This window comes from Leifsonia sp. EB34 (genome assembly GCF_041260585.1).
In the GTDB taxonomy this organism is placed as follows: Bacteria; Actinomycetota; Actinomycetes; order Actinomycetales; family Microbacteriaceae; genus Leifsonia.
This window is the reverse complement of the sequence record NZ_JBGCCV010000004.1, coordinates 72,022-90,934: the sequence shown is the minus strand read 5'-3', so window position 1 is coordinate 90,934 and position 18,913 is coordinate 72,022. Positions and strand designations below refer to the sequence as shown.

The 18,913-nt window shown below is 65.2% G+C and carries 12 protein-coding genes and 3 tRNA genes; 6 read left to right on the top strand and 9 right to left on the bottom strand.

The features are described 5' to 3' along the window. Nucleotides 1-372: 372 nt before the first annotated feature. The 6 genes from ABIA36_RS18460 to ABIA36_RS18435 all read right to left on the bottom strand — a co-directional run bounded on the left by ABIA36_RS18460 (nucleotide 373) and on the right by ABIA36_RS18435 (nucleotide 4,595). Nucleotides 373-681 (bottom strand): hypothetical protein, encoded by a 309-nt coding sequence (locus ABIA36_RS18460; protein WP_369964031.1) that lies wholly within the window; start codon nucleotides 679-681, stop codon nucleotides 373-375. Between the two features lie 215 nt (nucleotides 682-896). Then, nucleotides 897-1,307: a hypothetical protein gene (locus ABIA36_RS18455; protein ID WP_369964030.1), complete on the bottom strand. Its 411-nt coding sequence runs from the start codon at nucleotides 1,305-1,307 to the stop codon at nucleotides 897-899. 32 nt (nucleotides 1,308-1,339) lie between these two features. Beyond that, on the bottom strand, nucleotides 1,340-1,801 hold the full coding sequence (locus tag ABIA36_RS18450) for a hypothetical protein (protein ID WP_369964029.1): 462 nt from the start codon (nucleotides 1,799-1,801) through the stop codon (nucleotides 1,340-1,342). Between the two features lie 261 nt (nucleotides 1,802-2,062). Further along, on the bottom strand, nucleotides 2,063-2,659 hold the full coding sequence (locus tag ABIA36_RS18445; protein ID WP_369964028.1) for a response regulator: 597 nt from the start codon (nucleotides 2,657-2,659) through the stop codon (nucleotides 2,063-2,065). Continuing rightward, nucleotides 2,656-3,687, bottom strand: coding sequence for a sensor histidine kinase (locus ABIA36_RS18440; protein WP_369964027.1), 1,032 nt, complete (start codon nucleotides 3,685-3,687; stop codon nucleotides 2,656-2,658). The genes ABIA36_RS18445 and ABIA36_RS18440 overlap by 4 nt, the downstream gene beginning before the upstream one ends. A gap of 20 nt (nucleotides 3,688-3,707) precedes the next feature. After that, nucleotides 3,708-4,595: a UbiA family prenyltransferase gene (locus ABIA36_RS18435; protein WP_369964026.1), complete on the bottom strand. Its 888-nt coding sequence runs from the start codon at nucleotides 4,593-4,595 to the stop codon at nucleotides 3,708-3,710. A gap of 170 nt (nucleotides 4,596-4,765) precedes the next feature. On the opposite strand from ABIA36_RS18435, the gene ABIA36_RS18430 reads away from it, so the two are divergent. From ABIA36_RS18430 to ABIA36_RS18415, 4 genes are all read left to right on the top strand, one after another. Next, complete coding sequence (locus tag ABIA36_RS18430) at nucleotides 4,766-11,530, top strand: RHS repeat-associated core domain-containing protein (RefSeq protein ID WP_369964025.1); 6,765 nt, start codon at nucleotides 4,766-4,768, stop codon at nucleotides 11,528-11,530. A gap of 617 nt (nucleotides 11,531-12,147) precedes the next feature. Continuing rightward, entirely contained in the window at nucleotides 12,148-12,516 is a 369-nt protein-coding gene (locus ABIA36_RS18425) for a hypothetical protein (RefSeq protein ID WP_369964024.1), read from the top strand. Nucleotides 12,517-12,957: 441 nt separating this feature from the next. Beyond that, the gene (locus tag ABIA36_RS18420; RefSeq protein WP_369964023.1) at nucleotides 12,958-13,332 is read left to right on the top strand and encodes a hypothetical protein; all 375 of its coding nucleotides are present in this window, start codon (nucleotides 12,958-12,960) and stop codon (nucleotides 13,330-13,332) included. Between the two features lie 1,130 nt (nucleotides 13,333-14,462). Next, a complete protein-coding gene (locus tag ABIA36_RS18415) occupies nucleotides 14,463-15,563 on the top strand; it encodes a tyrosine-type recombinase/integrase (protein ID WP_369964103.1) in 1,101 nt (366 codons plus the stop codon). A 73-nt stretch (nucleotides 15,564-15,636) separates the two neighbouring features. Here ABIA36_RS18415 and ABIA36_RS18410 read toward each other — a convergent pair. The 3 genes from ABIA36_RS18410 to ABIA36_RS18400 form a co-directional block, all read right to left on the bottom strand. After that, nucleotides 15,637-15,712, bottom strand: a tRNA-Phe gene (locus ABIA36_RS18410). A gap of 58 nt (nucleotides 15,713-15,770) precedes the next feature. Beyond that, nucleotides 15,771-15,847, bottom strand: a tRNA-Asp gene (locus ABIA36_RS18405). Nucleotides 15,848-15,884: 37 nt separating this feature from the next. Beyond that, nucleotides 15,885-15,957, bottom strand: a tRNA-Glu gene (locus tag ABIA36_RS18400). A 366-nt stretch (nucleotides 15,958-16,323) separates the two neighbouring features. Between ABIA36_RS18400 and ABIA36_RS18395 the strand changes: the two genes are divergently transcribed. Both ABIA36_RS18395 and ABIA36_RS18390 read left to right on the top strand, forming a co-directional pair. Further along, nucleotides 16,324-17,559: a M23 family metallopeptidase gene (locus ABIA36_RS18395; RefSeq protein WP_369964022.1), complete on the top strand. Its 1,236-nt coding sequence runs from the start codon at nucleotides 16,324-16,326 to the stop codon at nucleotides 17,557-17,559. Then, nucleotides 17,552-18,898, top strand: coding sequence for a C40 family peptidase (locus ABIA36_RS18390; RefSeq protein ID WP_369964021.1), 1,347 nt, complete (start codon nucleotides 17,552-17,554; stop codon nucleotides 18,896-18,898). The genes ABIA36_RS18395 and ABIA36_RS18390 overlap by 8 nt, the downstream gene beginning before the upstream one ends. Nucleotides 18,899-18,913: the final 15 nt, after the last annotated feature.

The window sequence follows — 18,913 nt, the reverse complement described above, 5'->3', positions numbered from 1 at the left end:
GCTTTATCTCTCTGGGCCTCGCTCTTCTATCTCTCCTTGGGTTCCGGTCTATGTCATTCCTTCCGTCGTTCCATTCGATCTCTCGTCTGGTTCCGTCTTCCTGGTCTCGGTCTTCGTCTCTTCGGCGGGCATCCCTCCGCCCTTCGCTCCACTCAACGCAGAGGCTGATCTCTGCCGGGACCGAACGACGCATCGCAGACGCCACGCTGGCGACACGCTTCGAAGGTCTCGTGTTATGTGGCGCCGAGAGAAGCGCGTTGGGCGGCGTCGACCTGGAACGGGTCGACGCCGCCTTAACATGTGGCCTAGCTAGTCACACAAGTGAGCGTGGCCATCGTGACGATTCGTTGCCTCGGCAGTTAGCTTGGACTACTAACCGTCCTCGAGCACCCCCATCGGGGTTCCGTTCTGTTGGCAGACCGAGATCGCCTGCATCATGTCTGCCCGGAACGGTTGCGAGCGCGGGTCGAAGGTTGCTCCGGCAACCGCGGGTGGTGTCAATGTGGTGTCTTCCAGGAGCGACCCAACCTCGCTCTGCATTCCACCTGTCGCGAGCAAATTGAGGGCTTTCAACGATGTCGGTGCAGTGTTCACAACGGCTGCAAAGCCGGAATCGGAGAGTGAGCCTTTTTCGTGCTTCATGTAGGCGTTTTCGAGTTCGGTCTGAATGATTGCGAGCACAGCGCAGCTTTCGCCGATCCGGTCGCGGGGATCTGCGAACAACGGGGGCCGCGTTGGTGTTGGCGTCGACGTGGGCACGTCAGTCCGGGGTGCCGCAGCGGAAGTAACCGCACAGCTCGTCAACGCCGCCGCGGTGCACGCGCCGATGACCAGCGTTTGCGCGATTCGTGTGGTTCGTGACCAAAGCCGAACGCGCGTCGAACGGAGTGGTGTCGTCAATACAGAAGGTTCCATTCGAGGTTCCCGCTCCACGTGTATGTCCCGCAAGATCCGCCGCACTGGTCGTCGAAGTAGTAACCCAGGTAGAAGCCGCCGGTGGGCCACACCGTGGTGCCGGTTGGGTTGTATTGCATCAAATACCACGTGTTGTAGGCGGCGTTGTCGCGTTCTGAGTAGATGTAACTTCCGAACCCTGCTTGCGACATATAGAAGTACATTCCGCCGCCACCCACGGTCATGTTCGTGAACTCGAACATTACCTGGTTCTGCGCATTGCTGTTGATGTAATGCGTCGCGTTGTAGTAGGTGTTTCCGGCGACGCCAGAACCGGAGACGCCAGATGTGTTGGCTGACGCAGAGTCGGCGATTCCAAGTACCAGCAGACTACTCGCCACGGCCGCAGCCACCACACGGATCCATCGCTTCTTAGCCGACTGAATCATTTGGTGCCTCCCGCGGTGGTAAAGCCCGAGCATTGAAGTGCGTACTCGGCCTGATCAGCCGATACGCTCTTGGCCTTGGCGTAAGACGCTGTCAGCTGGTTGTAGGCGGAGACATTCAGGTTCGCGCTTACTGAAGGAAGCGACGCAAATCTAGCCATTTCGGAATGATCGCTGTTCTCGGCAGCAGTGTTCGTCGGCGCGTCCGTTGAAGCCTTGGCAAGCCAGGCGCACCTCCAGAACTGGGCTGCGAATTCATCCGGGAGGCCAGCCTGGAACATTGGATGAGGGGTGCCGGGATGGAAGAATGCCGGGGCGGTGGTGGGAAAGGCGTACCCGGAGGGAAGCGGCTCGGGAAAGTGCTTTGTTACCTCCGTCCAAACCTTGTCGATCTGCGACTCGCTGAAGTACTCACGGCCGCCAACTGACTGCGCCGGCTGCACTCGCTGCGAATCGGTCAACGGACCGTTCGTGCTCGACGGGCCACTCCCCGAAGCCCAAGTTGGTGCGGCTGCCAGCGCAACCCCACCCAGGACGACTGCTGTGGCTATAACGGCCACAAGCGGTTTTTGCCATTTCATCCAACTCCCCATTCACTCATCTGGATGTCGCCTGTCGGTGAACTACCGGCGGCCTGTTTGGCCAGGTTAGGAGGGTGGTGGGGCTCTTCTGAATGTGGCTAAGGTCACATTTCCGGTCGATTGAGTTCCGGTATTGCGTGGTCAGCTCAGTAGGTTGAGTCGTGCGGCCTTCCGGACGGCATCGATCCGCGACGTTGCACCGAGCTTGGCGTAGATGTTCGTCGTGTGGCGCTTGACCGTTCCCTCGGCGATGCTGAGCCGTTGGCTGATGTCCCGGTTCGTGTACGCCTGCGCGATCATTCGGAGCACCTCGCGTTCTCGGCTGGTCAGGATGTGTTCGTCCGACGCGGGGATCAGGTGGGGCGCTGCGATTGTCGGGCCGACCTGGGCGTCAGCGACGACCTTCTGGAGGGAGACTCCATCGATCGTCTTGCTGATGAACTGGGACGCGCCGGCTCGAAGCAACTGCCGCTCGAGGACCGCGTCCGTGTGCATCGTGAGAACAACGATGGCTGTCGCTGGAGCCGCGCGCCGGATCCTGGTGATGTTCTGCTCAGCGGTCGGGCCCGGCATTTCAACATCGAGCAGCAGAACGTCGGCGTCATAGTTCTGGGCCAGCTCGAGCGCTTCGTCGCCGGTGCTTGCCTCACCGACCACGTCGAACTCCGTCTCGATCAAGGATCTGACGCCCTGCCGGAAGAGCAGGTGGTCGTCGGCAAGGATCACGGTCCGGCTCATAGCTGTCCCTCATTACGTGCGATGGTAAGCGTGACGGTCGTCCCGCGTTCGATCTCGGTCTCGATGCTGAGGTCCGCCCCGATGAGCTCGGCTCGCTCCTGCGCTGCGACAAGCCCAAGCGCGCCGGCTCGAATCGCATCGTGGCGGAAACCCGAACCGTTGTCGACAACTTTGACGCTGACGCCGCTCGCCGTCCAGTCGAAGTCGACCATGATCCGTCCGGCGTTCGAGTGACGCCGGGCGTTGTGGATCGCTTCCCGAATAACGATGAAAGCTTCCTCCTGCGTTCCCGTGGCGAGCGCGTATGGCATTCCGACGCTGTTCACATACACGGGCGGTCCGTTCGGATCCAGGTCTACGACGTAGTCGCGCAAGGCTTGGTCGAGATCTTTCTCGCCCACCATGTGCCGAAGGTCGAGAGCGATGGCGCGGGTCTCATCGAGTGCGCCCTCCAACAGGCTCAATGCCTCGCTGATGCGGGACGCCTCCGCCCCCATACCGTTCCGTGCGAGTTCCACTCGTTGTATCCCGGCGGCGATTCCGTGGGCTACCCGGTCGTGGAGCTCGCGCGAGATGCCCAGGCGCTCCTCGCTGTGGGCGACAGCGAGCCGTTCGAGAAGGACGTTGACGTACGCGACCGAGGCAGGGATGACGTTGGCCATAATCGACGCGTTGAGCGCTTTCGCTGTCTGGTCGGCATCGAGGCCGCGGCGGGTCAGAGCATCGAGTGCGATGTCGAACAGATGAGTAGCGGCCGTCAGACTGTCGACGGGGTGGATGTTCTGGCGCGCACGGAGTTCCCCGACCGTAGTACCTTCGCCTGTCGTGCGACGCAGAGTGAGGGTGCGATCCAATCCCATCCGCTTGAACGTCTGCTCCAGAATCCCTTCGACCTGGTGCCGGAGTTGATCCTCGACCTCGGCATCGGCGACAAGTGCGCTGTTGAGTACTGCAAGCCTGGTGTGAAGCGTGGAGGTGATTTCGGCCGCGGCGGCCCGTAGTGCCGGCTTCGGTTCGGAGTTGTGCATAGTCCCGCTCACGTGGTGGATCAACTGATGAAAGCGCTGAGGTTCACGATGTACTGCACGAGCATAAACGTGCGGTAGGGCGCCTTGCTCGACGCGCGAAAGTGGTTGATGGTTGCGAGGGACACCCAGAGAGCGACAGCTCCGGGAGCGAGCCAGAGGAGGGATCCGAGCCGAGGGACGGCGATCGCGACAGCCACCGCGGCGGCGCCGACAGCGATCGAGCCGATCGCGATGACGGCACGCGCCTGGAGGCCGCCCAGAAGGATGGGCAAGGTCCTCCTCCCGGATTCCCTATCGCCTGGTTCGTCACCGAGGTCTTTCGCATGACCGGCCGTCGCGATCCAAGCCCCGGTCACCGCAGCGAACGCCCACGTTTGCGAGCCGATGGCGCCCAGGGAGTCCGAGCCCGCCGCATACGTGAGGACGGCGCCCAGCGCCGCCACATTGAGCGCGAAGAGGGCTGACTTCTTGGCCGCGCCGCGACCGATCGAATATACGACGCCGAGGAGCAACATGCACGACACCAGCAGCACGAAACTGCTGCTGAGCAGGGACGCCGTCAGCACGGAGACAACGGCCAGCAAGAGGCACAGGTTGAATGCGAATGGCACGTCGAGGGTGCCAGAGGCGAGCGGACGCCGGGAACCATTCCTGCGATCTCCAGCGACATCGGATATGCCGTTGAGCAGGTAGACGAACCAGACGGCCGCGAACCACGCCGCGGTTCCCAACAGCTCCTGAACCGCGTTGACCGCGCCGATTCCCCCCAGTGCGGCACCGACGGCGAAGCGCAGCAGGAAGACGATCTGTACCACCGGACGCGCTTCGACGAAGGCGAGCAGAACTTTGCGGCCGGTGTGTGCGAACGACACGACGGGGGTCGATCGCGGGAGGACGAGGTCGGTCATGCGCTCATTCTCAGAAGGCGCAGCCGCCCGACCGTGCGTTGAAAAGGTCAACGAAAGTCACATCTTTTGCTCCGCGGGAATGTGACCTTCGTCGCATTCCTGCGAGGGCCATGTCTTTCCTAGGCTCCAACTGCGCCGTGACGGCGGCAGCACACACGCAGGGGGAAATTGTGCGCAAACTCGGCCTCATCACGGCGATGGTCACCGCACTCGTCACGGTTACGGGGGCACTCCAGGGGGTGGCGTCGGCGGCAGGGACTTCGGGCGTCCCTGCCGCCGCGGCGCTCACTGCAGCGCCGATTGGTAGCAGCGGCGGCTCCGCGGTCGACGGTCGGGGTGATGCCGACGGCTACCACGTCCGTGTCACCTCAGCATCGGCGGGATACGCCTGGCGGGACATCGCCGTGCTGCGCCCGGCAACCCTCGATCCCGGAAGCTGGTACGGCTACCAGTGCCTCTCGTCAGATGGCAGATTCGCCGCCGTCGCCGTACTTCCCGGGAACGCGATCAACACCAACGCGGCCAGGGACCACGGCGCATTCGCCTACTCGATCGACGTGTCTAGCGGAGCCGTCAAAGCGCTCGGCACAGGCGTTGGTCTCAAGTACCACTCGCCTCAGTGCGGCCTCGATGACACAGCCGTATTCACCAGCAACCCCGGCGCCAACGAATCGAGCACAGTCGCGGCGCGATACGACCTGAAGTCCGGTAAGCAGATCGACCAAGCCATTCTCGCCGGGCAAGTGACCAGCGTTATCCCAGTCGCCAGCACGATGGTCGGTGCTCAGGGGACAACACTTGTGACGGTCCGGTCCGGTGGATCAATAAAGAATCCGGCCAAAACGCGCGAGCTCGCCAGTGCCGGGGGAGCCGCGTTCGATCTGAGGCCATCCAACGACGGTGGTGTCGACTTCATCGCGGAGGGATCCGACGGCAGCGCGCGGATCCGCCACGAAGCGTCAGGCAAGATCTCCGACCTGAGTCCAGCGAGAGTTGGCACGACGAAACTGTTCCTCGGCGCTGGCGGACACACGGTCGTGGTGGGAGCGAGCTCGCCACAGCTCGTGGAAGCCGACCAGTCGAAGCTCCCCCTCGGCGCGGACAACGTGACGCTCGACGGGAGCGGCGCGTTCGGATCCGCGCCCTCCAGCGCTCCGGCGAAAGCTGCCCAGGCGCCGTTGACCCAGCCACAACTCGCCACCGCCGCAGGAGCTCCGCTGGTCGAGGAGACCAAGACGAAGCAGGTGTTCCAGTCCACCGTCGGAACCGGGAGAACGAAAGCTTCGAAGCAGGCTGGAAGCGACCTCCCCGGCGCGGGTGCCTCGGGCGGGAAGGACAACAGCCAGCCGGCGCCGAAGGAAGCCAAGCGCTCGGCGTTCGTCGGCGTCGGACCCCTCACCCCGTCGATTAGCGCGGCGATCGATCGGCAGATCGTTCCGGCCACCTCGCCAGGAGCGACCACCCCGATCTGCGCCGTCGCCCGCCTACAGCCGAACCTTCAAGCGATGCAGCCCTCCAACGCGCAAGTCGACTGGGCGACGCAGATGGCCGAGCAGGGCCTCCTCACCGGTTCGGCGTACACGCGCCCCGCGAACTACGCGAACATGGGCCTGGTCGCGTACGCGCCGAGTGACGACTTCTCGCCAATCCCGCTGGACCACCCGACATCGGACACCTGGTCGACGGTCCCGCGCTCCGTGATGGTGGCGATCGAATCGCAGGAGTCCAACTTCAACCAGGCTTCCTGGCACGCCTTGCCGGGCCTGGCCGCCGACCCGCTGATCGCCGACTACTACGGCGCCGGCGACGCGATCGACACCATCGACTATCCGAACGCCGACTGCGGCTACGGCGTCGCGCAGGTCACCAGCGGAATGCACGTCGGCGACACCTCCATCTCCCAACACGGGCAGATGAAGGTCGCGGTCGACTACGAGGAGAACATCTCCGCCGGCCTGAACATCCTGCAGGAGACCTGGAACCAGCTCTACGAAGCCGGAATCACAGCGAACGGCGGCGACCCCCGCTACCTGGAGAACTGGTACTTCGCCGCCTGGGCGTACAACACAGGCATCCAGCCGACCGCCGCGTTCGGCAATACCTCCGGCTGCACCCCCAGCCCGACCTGCACCGGCCCCGACGGCACCTGGGGACTCGGCTGGTCCAACAACCCGCGCAACCCCGACTACGACCCGAACCGCGCCCCGTACCTGGAGAACACCTACGGAGACGCCGCTCACCCGTCGAGCTGGCCTTACCAGGAGCGGATCCTCGGCTGGATGGGCTCCCCGATCATCCGCTACGGATACACCGCCTACGACACCCCGGACTACCACGGCGGCAACAGTTGGCTGCAGGTCCCCGGATTCAACAGCATGTGCACCAGCGACAACCACTGCGACCCCGCGAACGCGGCGGGCGGATACTGCACGCTCGGCGACTCCGAGTGCTGGTGGCATCAGCCCGTCACCTGGGTGGCCACCTGCTCGACCACCTGCGCAACGGCGGCATACGAAGACGGCGCTGGGTCGACCCAGCCGAGTTACACCGATCCGTACCCGCCGACCTGCAATCAGGACACGTCGAAAGTCCCACCGGGGTCGATCATCGTCGATGACCTCAGCAACCCGGCACAGAACCTCCAAGGCTGTTCGGGAATGAACTGGAGCAACGGCGGCACGTTCACCTACGCTCCCGGCACCAACAGTTCCGGCGACCCGGTCGGCAACATCGACACCCATCAGCTGGGTTCCGGGTTCGGCGGCCACATCCTCTTCACCCACACCGAGCCGGCCTCCGCCACCAGCCTGATCAACACCGGCACCTGGACGCCGACCCTGCCGAGCCTGCAGTACTACAAAGTGAAGATCCACATCCCACAGTCCGGCGCGACCGCCACCGACGTCGTCTACACGATCAACCCCGGCGGGTCCGCCTCGCCGTGGAAGATCCGCGTCAACCAGGACTGGGAATCCGAGCAGTGGGTCACCATCGGCACGTTCGCCATGCAGAACGGTGGCAACGTACAACTCACCAATGCCAGCAACATGCCAGCCGAAAGCTACGACGTCGCTTACGACGCCATCGCCTTCGTCCCGCAGGGCGGCACACCCGGGCAGCCGATCGGCGGACCTCCCGGAATCCAAGACGCCCCGAAGGGCTCCAACCCGGCGTGGGTGAACTGCGGCTGTGTTCGCCGCACCGCGGGCGACCCCGTGGACACGGCGACCGGATACTTCGGGGAAACCGTCGCGGACCTGAGCACGCCGGGCCTGGGTGAGGCGTTGAACGTCACCCGCACCTACAGCTCGTCCCTCGCCGACCCCGCTGGGCCGGCTGGGTCCGGCGCCGTCAACGGCGCATTCGGTCACGGCTGGACGTTCAACTACGGGATGAGCGCCACCACCGGCACCGGCGGGGCCGTGACGATCCACCAGGAGGACGGCTCCAGCGTGCCGTTCACGCTCTCCGGCAGCACTTACACCCCGTCCGCGCCGCGGTTCGATGCGACGCTCGTCAAGTCCGGGACGACGTACGTCTTCACCCGGCACGCCACCGACCAGTTCACCTTCGACGTCACGACCGGGCACTTGACGAAGATCAGCGACCCGGCGGGCCGGGCGGCGTCCCCGCAGTACGCGACGAACGTCGCCTATGACGCGAGCGGGAACCTCAGCACCGTCACCGACCCGGGCGGTCGCGTGTACACCTTCACCTGGACCGGATCCCACATCACAAAGGTCGTCACCGGTGCCGGACAGGAGGTCGACTACGTCTACAACACGGGCGGCAACCTCGCCGAGGTGTACGGCGTCGGAACGACCCGGACCGGCGGCACCAACGGGGACCAGGACCACACCCAGTACCAGTACAACACCCTCAACCTGATGACCTCGGAACGGTCACCGGACAACTACGGCAAGTCCACGACGCCGACGCCTGTCACGTCCATGACGTACGACAGCTCCGAGCGGGTGCTCACCCAGACCGACCCGCTCGGGAAGGTGACGACGTTCACGTACGGGCCCAACAGCGGCGCCGGTCTGACCGCCGGGCAGAACCTTGTCACCGACCCCGTCGGCCACAAGACGCTCTACGTCTATCAGAACGGGCTGCTCACCGCGATGACCAGGGGCTACGGAGCGACCGGTGCATCGACCTGGGCGTACGCCTACGACCCGGTCACCCTCGGGGTCTCCGTTCAGACCAACCCGGACGGATCCACGCAGACCTTCGCCTACGACGACGCCGGCCACCAGATCTCCGCCAGCGACGGCCTCGGACGCACCACCTCCAAACAGTACGACGCCGCCGGCAACGTCACCCAGAGCACCGACCCGACGGGCCTGCAGACCACCACGACCTACAACGCTTCCGAGAAGCCAACCAGCGTCGTCGTATCGCTGTCCGGCCAGTCGGCCGAGTCCGCCAACGACACCCTCAATCCGTCGTACGCCCGATCCTCCAGCTACGAGTACTCGGACGCCGCACACCCGGGCGAAACCACAACCTTCACCAACCCAAACAGCCACGCGACCAGCTATGGCTACGACTCGTTCGGGGATGTCACCACCGTCACGGACGCGCAATCGAACGTGACCAAGTTCGGGTACGACACCACCCGTGGGTGGAAGACCAGCACGGTCACTCCGGTCGGCGTCGCTGCCGGCGTCGCGCCGGGGTGCACTCCGCCAGCCAAGGGATGCGCCACCTACGCATACGACGTCTACGGTCACATCACGACGACGACCGACCCGCTCGGACACACCACCAAGGCCACCTTCGACGCAGACGGCAACCAGCTGACCGCGACCGACGGGAACAACCACACCACCACAACCACCTACGACAACGCCGACCGTCCGACGAAGGTGCAGAAACCGTCCACTGACGCGACGACCACCGTCTACAACGACGACGGCACCATCAACACGGTCACCGACGCTGCCACACACAACACCAGCTACCTTTACGACGCCCAGGCACGGGTCACCTCGTCCACCAACCGGGACAGCAAGACCACCGCGTACACGTACGACGGCATGGGCAGACTCAAGACCACGACCAAGCCGAACAACGACGTCATCACCCAGACCTGGGACAACGCCGGCCAGCTCACCGGCATCAGCTACTCCGGCACCAGCACTCCTGCTGTCACCTACACCTACGACGGTGACGGACGACGCACCTCCATGACCGATGGAACCGGCACGAGCACGTACAGCTACGACTCGTTTGGCGAGACAACCTCAGTCACCACAGGATCGGGAGTCACAACCGGATACAGCTACGACGCCGCCGGCAACACCACCGGCATCACCTACCCGACCACCGGCTCCCAGGTCACGAGGCACTTCAACACCCTCGAACAACTCGACAGCATCACCGATCCCGCCAACGCCGCGACCACCTTCGGCTACAACGCCGACGGAGTGCCCACCACGATCGGCTACGGCAACGGCAACACCTCGACCGTCGCTGTCGACAACGCCGACCAGCCCGCGTCGAGCGCACTCACGCGAGGGGGGACGGGGCTTGGCACCATCACTTACGGGCGCGACAACAGCGGTGACCTCAATGCGACCACGCCGTCCGCCGGTGCGCCTGGCTCAGCCACCACGTACGGGTACAACACCAACCAGTACCTGACCGGATCCACAGTCGGAACTACCACGACGGCCTACAACTACGACAGTGTCGGGGACCCAACAACGGTCGGGTCGGCCACCCAAGTGTTCGACGCCGCCGGCCAACTCTGCTGGACCACCACCTCCACCGTAAGCAGCCCCACGTGCGCGTCCCCCGCCAGTGGCGCGACCACCTACAGCTACGACGCCAACGGCAACCGCACCGGCAAAGCGCCTAGCGGAACGGCCGCCACAACCTACGGGTACAACGCAGCAGGCGAACTAACCAACATCTCTGGCGCGGCCAGCGCGACCTACACGTACAACGGTGATGGGCTGCGCGCGAGCAAGGTATCCGGCTCGACGAGCCTCGCCTTCACATGGGACGCACGCGGCAAAGTACCGCAACTGCTCAGCGACGGGACCACGGACTACGTCTACGGTCCGACCGGAACACCAATCGAACAGTTCACTGCAGGTGGTGCTAACCAGGCATACTTCTTCTCCGATGCTCACGGATCCACCGTGGAGCTCGCGAACCAGGCCGGCACTGTTACGGGAAGCTATGCGTACACTCCCTGGGGTGCTGTGAGCAGCCACACCGGCACTTCGACGCCGCTTCAGTACGGGGGCGGATATGCAGACGCCGAAACCGGGCTGATCTACCTCCAGGCCCGCTACTACGACCCCGTCACTGCAGTTTTCGTCAGCGTCGACGCGCTCGTGAGTCGCACGTTGGCGGCGTACCTGTACGCGTCGAACGACCCGCTCAACCGACTCGACCCGCTCGGGCTTTGGGGCTGGGCGGATACCTGGGCTGTTGTCGGAATCGTCGGGCTCGCGCTAGTTGGAGTTGCGCTCACGATTTCGGTGGTCGGAATTGTCGGCGACGCTGCAGTGCTAGCTGGCGAGGGGGCTCTCACTGCGGGAGTCGCAGCCGACGTTGCCGCTGAAGGGGCCGCGGGCGCAGTCGAGGGAGCTACGGCAGCTGAAGGCGCTGCCGGTGCCGCAGAAGCAAGCGGCGGCGGTTCGTCGCTTGCAAACTGGGGACGCGTCGCAGGGGGACTGGGTACTGCGGGCGACGGCGCATCATGCTTCGTCGGCGGGGATCAATTGGGCTGCTTCGGGTTCTACATGGGGGCCGGAGCGCTCGGCGGGGATTTTGCAGGTTCGGCCGTTGGTGGGGTCAGCGGATTCGGCATTCGCGCCTTCAGCGGAATCTCCCTCGGCGGCGCCGGCGGCGTTGCCGACACGGTAAGTGGCATTCGCGGTATTCAGCACTTCTGTCACGGAGGAGACGATCGTTGATATCGCCTTACCGCGGTGTGTTAGGACTTGTTCATGGCTAACGCTGACGATTGGGCTCGACGCATTGGACCGAGCGCCGCGCGCACCAGACGGTTCTACCAGAACATGCTCTGGCTCAATGCGGGCTGGTATCTAGTGCTTGTGTCAGTCGTCCTCGTCGGACGAGATCTAGTCGCAGCGCCCAACCGGAACACTGCGGGCGTCGTACTGCTTGTATTAGCTGTCACGTCGTTTCTGGTCTTGACCCTAGTCACCGCGCGAGCCAGCAAAAGGGCTACGCGGACTTCATCGTTCGCGCTGACCCAAGCGAACGGACGAGAGGTCCGTGTGCCGATCCGAGCACTCCAAGGGACGGAATGGTTCGATACGTGGGCGAATCGAACCAACGTAAATTGGGCGACTCAATAGGTAGGGCGGCCACGCCACAGGTCCCCGCGGTGGCGGGGATGCGTAGCCCGGTCGCTCGCGCCTAATTTGTGAGGAGGGCAAGTGACCGACGAATGGGTCGTGCGCATCGGTTCTGACGCTGCCGCACTCCGGAAACGGAGTGCTGATGGATGCGAGGGGTAGTGGCTAGGTCCGGGACGGGACTGCTGCACGGTCCCACCGCGTATTCGATGATCTTCATCCGGCTGATTGTCTTGGCTGTTTTCCTCTGCGGCATGGCGTTCTTCGGAATAACCGCACTTGTTGACTTCGAATGGATGGCGCCCGGAACGCTCGGGGGCGATATCTCGTCGGCTGGGCTGATCTCGCTCGTTGTGGCTCTCATCGCGTCAAACGCGTACCATCCGATCATCAAGCGGCTGGAAGTCAAACACGGCTACACGACCTTGCCGTTGAACTATCAGTTCGTCGAGATGCGCGACCCGCGGACTGGCCAGGTCCTGAGACGGGGCGGTGACCCGCTGCCGACTCGATTCGGGCTCAAAGCCGCGCGCGAATACGCTCGTCAGCATTACGGCGCTGGGGCGTCGCAGATCTGATCGGACGAGACCGAGGCCGGCGTCAAGCGGAACGACCGGCAGAAGTCTCGGGTAGTTGGACAGCCACTCTGTCGTGGAACACCAGCATCTTCTGATCCTGGAAGCAGAGCGCGCCGCGACACCAGAGAACCGGGGAGTGAAATGCAATCGACTGGACCTTTGAAAGTGTCAAAAGCAGCGGTCGCTCCGAGGAGAGCTCGACGTACGCGTGCGGTCGGCTTCACGGGGATGGCCCTCCTGGTCGCGCTCGGGCCACTACTGGCGGCGTGTGCTGGCGAAAGGATTGACGCGCGTCCCGCCGCCGCGGAGTCGAGCCCGAGCCCGACGGCGCCACGGGCTCACATCACGTTTCCAGTCGCGGACCCCGGCGGAAAGGTCGACGCGGCCTCGCAGCACAAAGCGGACGGCTGGCTGGCCGGTGCTGTCGTGCCGTCCGCAGCCGTGACTTCCCGCACCCAGCCGGCAGGCGTCGCGAACGGCGCGACGCCGCGCATGTGGTGCACGCCGATGGCTCAGGCCGTCGGGTACTGGACGCTTCCCGGCATGTCTGCGGACGACACGTTGACCTGGCTGAGAGCGCACCCGAGCCAGGGGATGATGGTCGCTTCCAGCAGCACCAACCCGCAATCGGGCAACGAAGCGAACGTCGGCGGGACCGTCGTGGATGAGCCGGAGCTGATGTCCCTGGAAGCGTTGATCTTCACGGTCACGCCGATCGGATCGGGCGCCGGCCTCCGAGCCGATGCGTTCGCGAAGGCCACGGACTCGACCTGCGCCACGCCGCCGCCCGGCACCATGCTCGGTATCGGCGGCTGAAGCGTCACCGACAGGGCGTCCCAGCGACTCTTGTTGAAACTTGTCGCCTGGGTCTTTGCCACGCAAGACCGGCGGGGGGACCGAACCGTTACATCGACAAACCTCGCGAACATGACAGCGGGAGCAGCGGTTTGTCAGCGAAGTAGCGAAGGCGTCAATCGCGGGCCTAGTTTTCATCGGTGCCGCTTCGATAAGCGCAGAGCCCGCGACAGTCTGGAATCTGGACGCCACCTCACGTGGCGCACCCACCTGAGGTGTTTGTGGACTTGGGAGACACGCTCTGATCCGTTAGCAACTGTGAAAAGTCGCGCGTCATCGGCGCATGGCGGTCGAACGTTCGATCAGGTCGGGCGTTTGGATACTACGGGGGTCCCTAGACCACAAGGCGCCGATCCAGACGTACGTCGCGCAACGCTGTCGGCCGACGCTCTCGCGCTGAGCCAGGAGTCCACCGCCGTTGCTCGGAAGGCCCGATCCGGCGCGGATCGCAGACACCTACTCGCGTCGTCCGAGCGGCAGCCGATCTCATAGGAGATAGACGAGTTGCGGGCGCCGGAGATCGACTGGATCCTGCCAATTGCGCGACGGCGCTGGTAACGGCACGGGGAGCCACCTTCGGCGGCGCTGCATCTGCGGGCTTGTTTGTCTTTCCGCCGGCCGATCGTAGTTCGTTCCCGGTTCTCCGTGCCGAGCTTTCGCGGCATATCCTCGCTCCGCTTCGCTGCGTTCCGGTATTCCACGTTCCCGGCACTCCGCCCCTCCGCTCGCTCTCGATCTCCCCGCCGGAAGGCAAACAAGAACGAGAGACAGGGGAGTGATCGGGATGCGGGTATTCATCATCGACACCAGACAAATGGGTCCCGAACTGCAGGGCGGACTGATCGGAGTGGTCGGCTCCCTCAGCCCGAGTCCGGAAGAGAAGCTCGAGTGCGTAGAGACGGTCAGCAGGTACGTAGGCGATGGATGGGCGATCGCCGCCGATCCATTCACGCCACTCGGGCTGTTGGCTGCTCGGACCGCGGAGTCGGCATGCGTGCCCTTCCTGAATCTCAGCAAGCTACGGGACAGGCGAGGCCTTCACGTCAGTGGTCTGGCGGACAATTGCCTCATCGACTCAGGGGGTGTCGGACATGGGATCGATTGAGCCCTACGAGACTGCTGCGGGCAAGCGATATCGGGTTCAGTACCGAACGCCTGACCATCGCAACACGATGAAGCGGGGCTTCACCACGAAGCGCGCGGCAGAGCTGTTCCTCTCATCGGTTAACGTCTCGCAAGCAAAGGGCGAGTGGGTCGACCCGACGAAGGCGAGAACGCCGGTCTCGCACGTGGCCGAAGAGTGGTTTCGTGCCCAGGTGCAGGTGAAACCGACGACGCGCTCTGGCTACCGCTTCCACCTCGATAAGTACGTGCTCCCGCGTTGGGGCAGCATCCGGTTGGTGGACGTGCGGCACAGCGATGTCCAAGCCTGGGTGGGGGAGCTCTCGACCACCCTTGGCCCTTCGATGGTGCGGCAGATTCATCTCGTCCTGGCGGGCGTACTGAAGTACGCGATCCGTGATGGACGCATCACCCTCAACCCGTGCGACGGCATTCAACTGCCAAGGCTGTCATCGCGCGAGCACGGTTACCTGACGCACGCGCAAGTGCGGGCGCTGGCGGCGGAATGCGGCGATCCGGGCGACGTCGTCCTCTTCCTCGCATATACCGGGCTCCGTTGGGGCGAGATGGCTGGCCTCCGCATCAATCGTGTCGACTTCACGCGGCGACGGCTTGACATAGCCCGCGCGGTTTCCGAACCGCGCGGGGTGATCGTGTGGGGAACACCGAAGAATCACGAACGGCGATCGGTTCCCTTCCCAGATCTGCTGACGGCTCCGCTCAAGGCGAGGTGCGCTGGTCGCGACCCCGAGGAGCCGGTGTTCGTCGGCGCCGACGGCGGTGTGCTGCGGGCCGGCAACTTCCGCAACCGTGTCTTCAATGCAGCGGTCGCCCGGTGCATGGAAGCGGATGACACCTTTCCGCGCCTGACTCCCCACGACCTCAGGCACACGGCCGCGTCGCTCGCCGTTTCCGCCGGCGCGAACGTCAAGTCCGTGCAACGGATGCTCGGCCACGCCTCCGCTGCGATGACCCTCGACGTGTACGCCGACCTCTTCGACGATGACCTTGACGACGTTGCGAACGCACTCGATGCGCAGGCGGCAAAAGCAGTTGTAGTCAAAATGTAGTCAAACGCTGTTCGACGGCCTCGTCCAACAATCGAAAAACCCCCGGAATCCTCATCGGACCGGGGGTTTTCCTTGGTGGCTCCGACCGGCATCGATCCGGTGACCTTTCGATTTTCAGTCGAACGCTCTACCAACTGAGCTACAGAGCCGGGAGGGCTCTCGCCCTACCTAGACGGAAGCCCTTCCATCTGGAAGGGCTTGTCGCCGTGGCGACCCTGACGGGACTTGAACCCGCGACCTCCGCCGTGACAGGGCGGCACGCTAACCAACTGCGCTACAGGGCCTAACAGTGTTGCTATTGAATTGTAGAGGATGCCATCGTGACCCCAACGGGATTCGAACCCGTGCTACCGCCGTGAAAGGGCGGCGTCCTAGGCCACTAAACGATGGGGCCGGATCGTCTCGAACCGCTTTCGCTGCTCGATGACCACCGACGAATAAGCATACGGAAGTCCCTGGAAGAAAGCGAATCGGGCCTGCAGCCCGGGCGGGTCGATCGTTCCCGGTTCTCGCCACGCCCCGGTGAAATGCCCGGTGAGAAGCCGAACGTCCCGTTAGATTGCGAGCGACGGCGCCCTGTCGTCCGCGCGAGCCGCACGCGGTCCCCATCGAGCAGCGCCGCCCTCCCCCGACCCGGGTGGCGTATGGTGATGTTGCTAATGTTGCTCCTGGTGATGACGAGGCCCGTGTTATTCGTGTGACAGGCGATGTTCCAGCCGTCGGGTTGAAGGTGACGATGAGATACGCGACGAGAGACGACATGCACCGGCGCCGGCCGCGCCGGACGCTGCTGCGCCTCCTCGCCGTCGGCGCCATCGCGCTCACCGGGGTGGTCGGCTCCATCGCCGCACCGGCATACGCCGACCAGTACCCGAGCTGGCAGGACGTGCAGAACGCCAAGGTCAACGAAGCGGCCGCCGCGGCGCAGGTGACCCGCATCACGGACCTGATCGCGCAGCTCGGCCAGGAGGTCTCCGACACCCAGGCCGCCGCGGCCAAGCGCGGCGAGGAGCTGCAGGCGGCGGAGGCCGCCTTCGACGAGGCCGACATGAAGGCCAGGGACCTGGAGTCCCAGGCCACCGCCGGCCAGCAGAAGGCCGACGCCGCCGGCGCGCAGGCCGGCAAGCTGGCCGCCCAGCTCTACCGCACCGGCGGACGCAACCTGACGGCCAACATCTTCCTCAGCGGCAACGGCGCCAGCGGCACGGATCCCGAGGCGCTGCTCAGCAGCCTGGGGAGCATGTCCAAGCTCGCCGAGCAGTCCGACAGGGTCTACACCGACGCGACGGTCGCGCAGAACACCGCGAAGGCGCTCGCGGCGCAGGCGGAGGTGGCGAAGGCCGAGCGCGAGAAGTTGCGCGTCTCCGCCACCGCCGCCCTCCAGGCCGCGGTCGCCGCAGCGAAGGCCGCGCAGGACAAGCTCGCCGAGCAGCAGAAGCAGATCGTCGTGATGCAGGCCCAGCTCGCCGCGCTGCGCGACGCGACGGCCACGACGGTCTCGGGATACGAGGCCGGAGTCGCCGCGGCGGCAGCGGCGGCGGCGGCGCGCGGCTCGGGAGGTCTCCCCGGCGGCTACGTCGGACCGCAGGGCTGGGCGGTGCCCGCCGCCGGCCCGATCACCGACGGCTTCGGCTCGCGCCCCTCGCCCGGCGGTGTCGGCAGCACCTACCACATGGGCATCGACATCGGCGCCTCGTGCAACGCGCCCATCTACGCGGCGCACAGCGGCACTGTCACCTATGCGGGACCACTGGGCACGTACGGCAACTTCGTGCTCATCGACCACGGCGGCGGGATCAACACCGGCTACGCGCACATCCGCGCTGGCGGCATCCTCGTCGGCATCGGCCAGAGCGTCGGGGCCGGCCAGCCCATCGCCCACGTCGGCAGCACCGGCGCCTCGACCGGCTGCCACCTGCATTTCGAAGTGCGGGTGAACGGCGACAAGATCGATGGAATCCCCTTCATGAGAGCAAGGCAGGCACCCCTTGGCTAGCGACACTTCGAAGAACTCCCGAACCCGCACCGGACTCGCGATCGGCGCGGGCGTGATGGGCGCCGTCACGGCCTCCATCGGCATCGTCGCCCCCGCGCAGGCGGTCGACTACCCGTCGTGGAACGACGTGCAGCAGGCGAAGGCCAACGTCGCCAACCAGCAGGCGATGATCGAGAACATCACCACGCTGATCAGCGGCCTCCAGACCAGCGTCGACGCCGCCCGCGTCGCCTCCGAGAAGGCGGCGGAGGCCTACTTCCAGGCGAAGGACGCCCTCGCGGCGGCGACGGCGAAGCAGGCCGACCTGGAGAAGCAGTCGGCGGACGCGGCCGCGAAGGCGAAGACCTCGCAGATGCGCGCCGGCCTCCTCGCCTCCCATCTGGCCAAGGCCGGCGGGGGCACGGACGTCAGCACCGAACTGCTGCTGAAAGGCGGCGGCTCCGGCTCCGACGCGGACAAGCTGCTGTTCCAGCTCGGCACCATGAGCAAGCTCACCGAGCAGTCGAAGGCCGTCTACGACCAGGCGACCAAGGACAAGAACACCGCCGAGTCGCTGAACGCGCAGGCCAAGGCGGCGAAGACGGAGCGCGAGAAGCTGTCGGTCGCGGCCGACCAGGCGCTCACCGCCGCGCAGAACGCGCAGTCCGCGGCCCAGGCGGCGCTCGTCGAGCAGCAGAGCAAGTCGACCGAGCTGGTCGCCCAGCTCGCCACGCTCAAGAACACCTCGACCCAGGTGGAGGCGGCGTACCTACAGGGCGAGAAGATCCGGCAGGAGCAGGCGGCCGCCGCCGCGGCTGCCGCAGCGGCTGCGGAGGCGCAGCGCCAGGCCGCGATCCGCGCGCAGCAGCAACAACAGCAGCAGCAGGCCCAGCAGCAGCAGAGCGGCGGCTCGTCCGGCGGCTCCTCCGGCGGTGGTGGAGGCGGTGGCGGTGGCGGCGGCGCCCCGGTCGCCCCGCCGAACGGGAACGTGGTCGACACGGCCATCTCGTACGCCATGGCTCAGCTCGGTAAGCCGTACATCTTCGGCGGCGAGGGGCCGACCGGCTACGACTGCTCCGGCCTGACGATGAAGTCGTACGCCTACGCGGGCCTGTACATCGGCTCGCACTCGGTCAACGACCAGTTCTTCACGGCGGCCAATCGCGGCCAGATCGTGCCGTACAGCCAGCGTCAGCGCGGCGACCTCATCTTCTGGGGCGACTCTCCCGGCAACTTCTACCACGTGGGCATCTACCTCGGCGGCGGCATGATGATCGCCGCGCCGACCGAGGGCGAGGTCGTCAAGATCCAGTCCGTCTGGGGCTCCCCCTGGGGCCAGGTGGCCCGCCCCTCCGCCTGACCCGCAGCTCTCGAG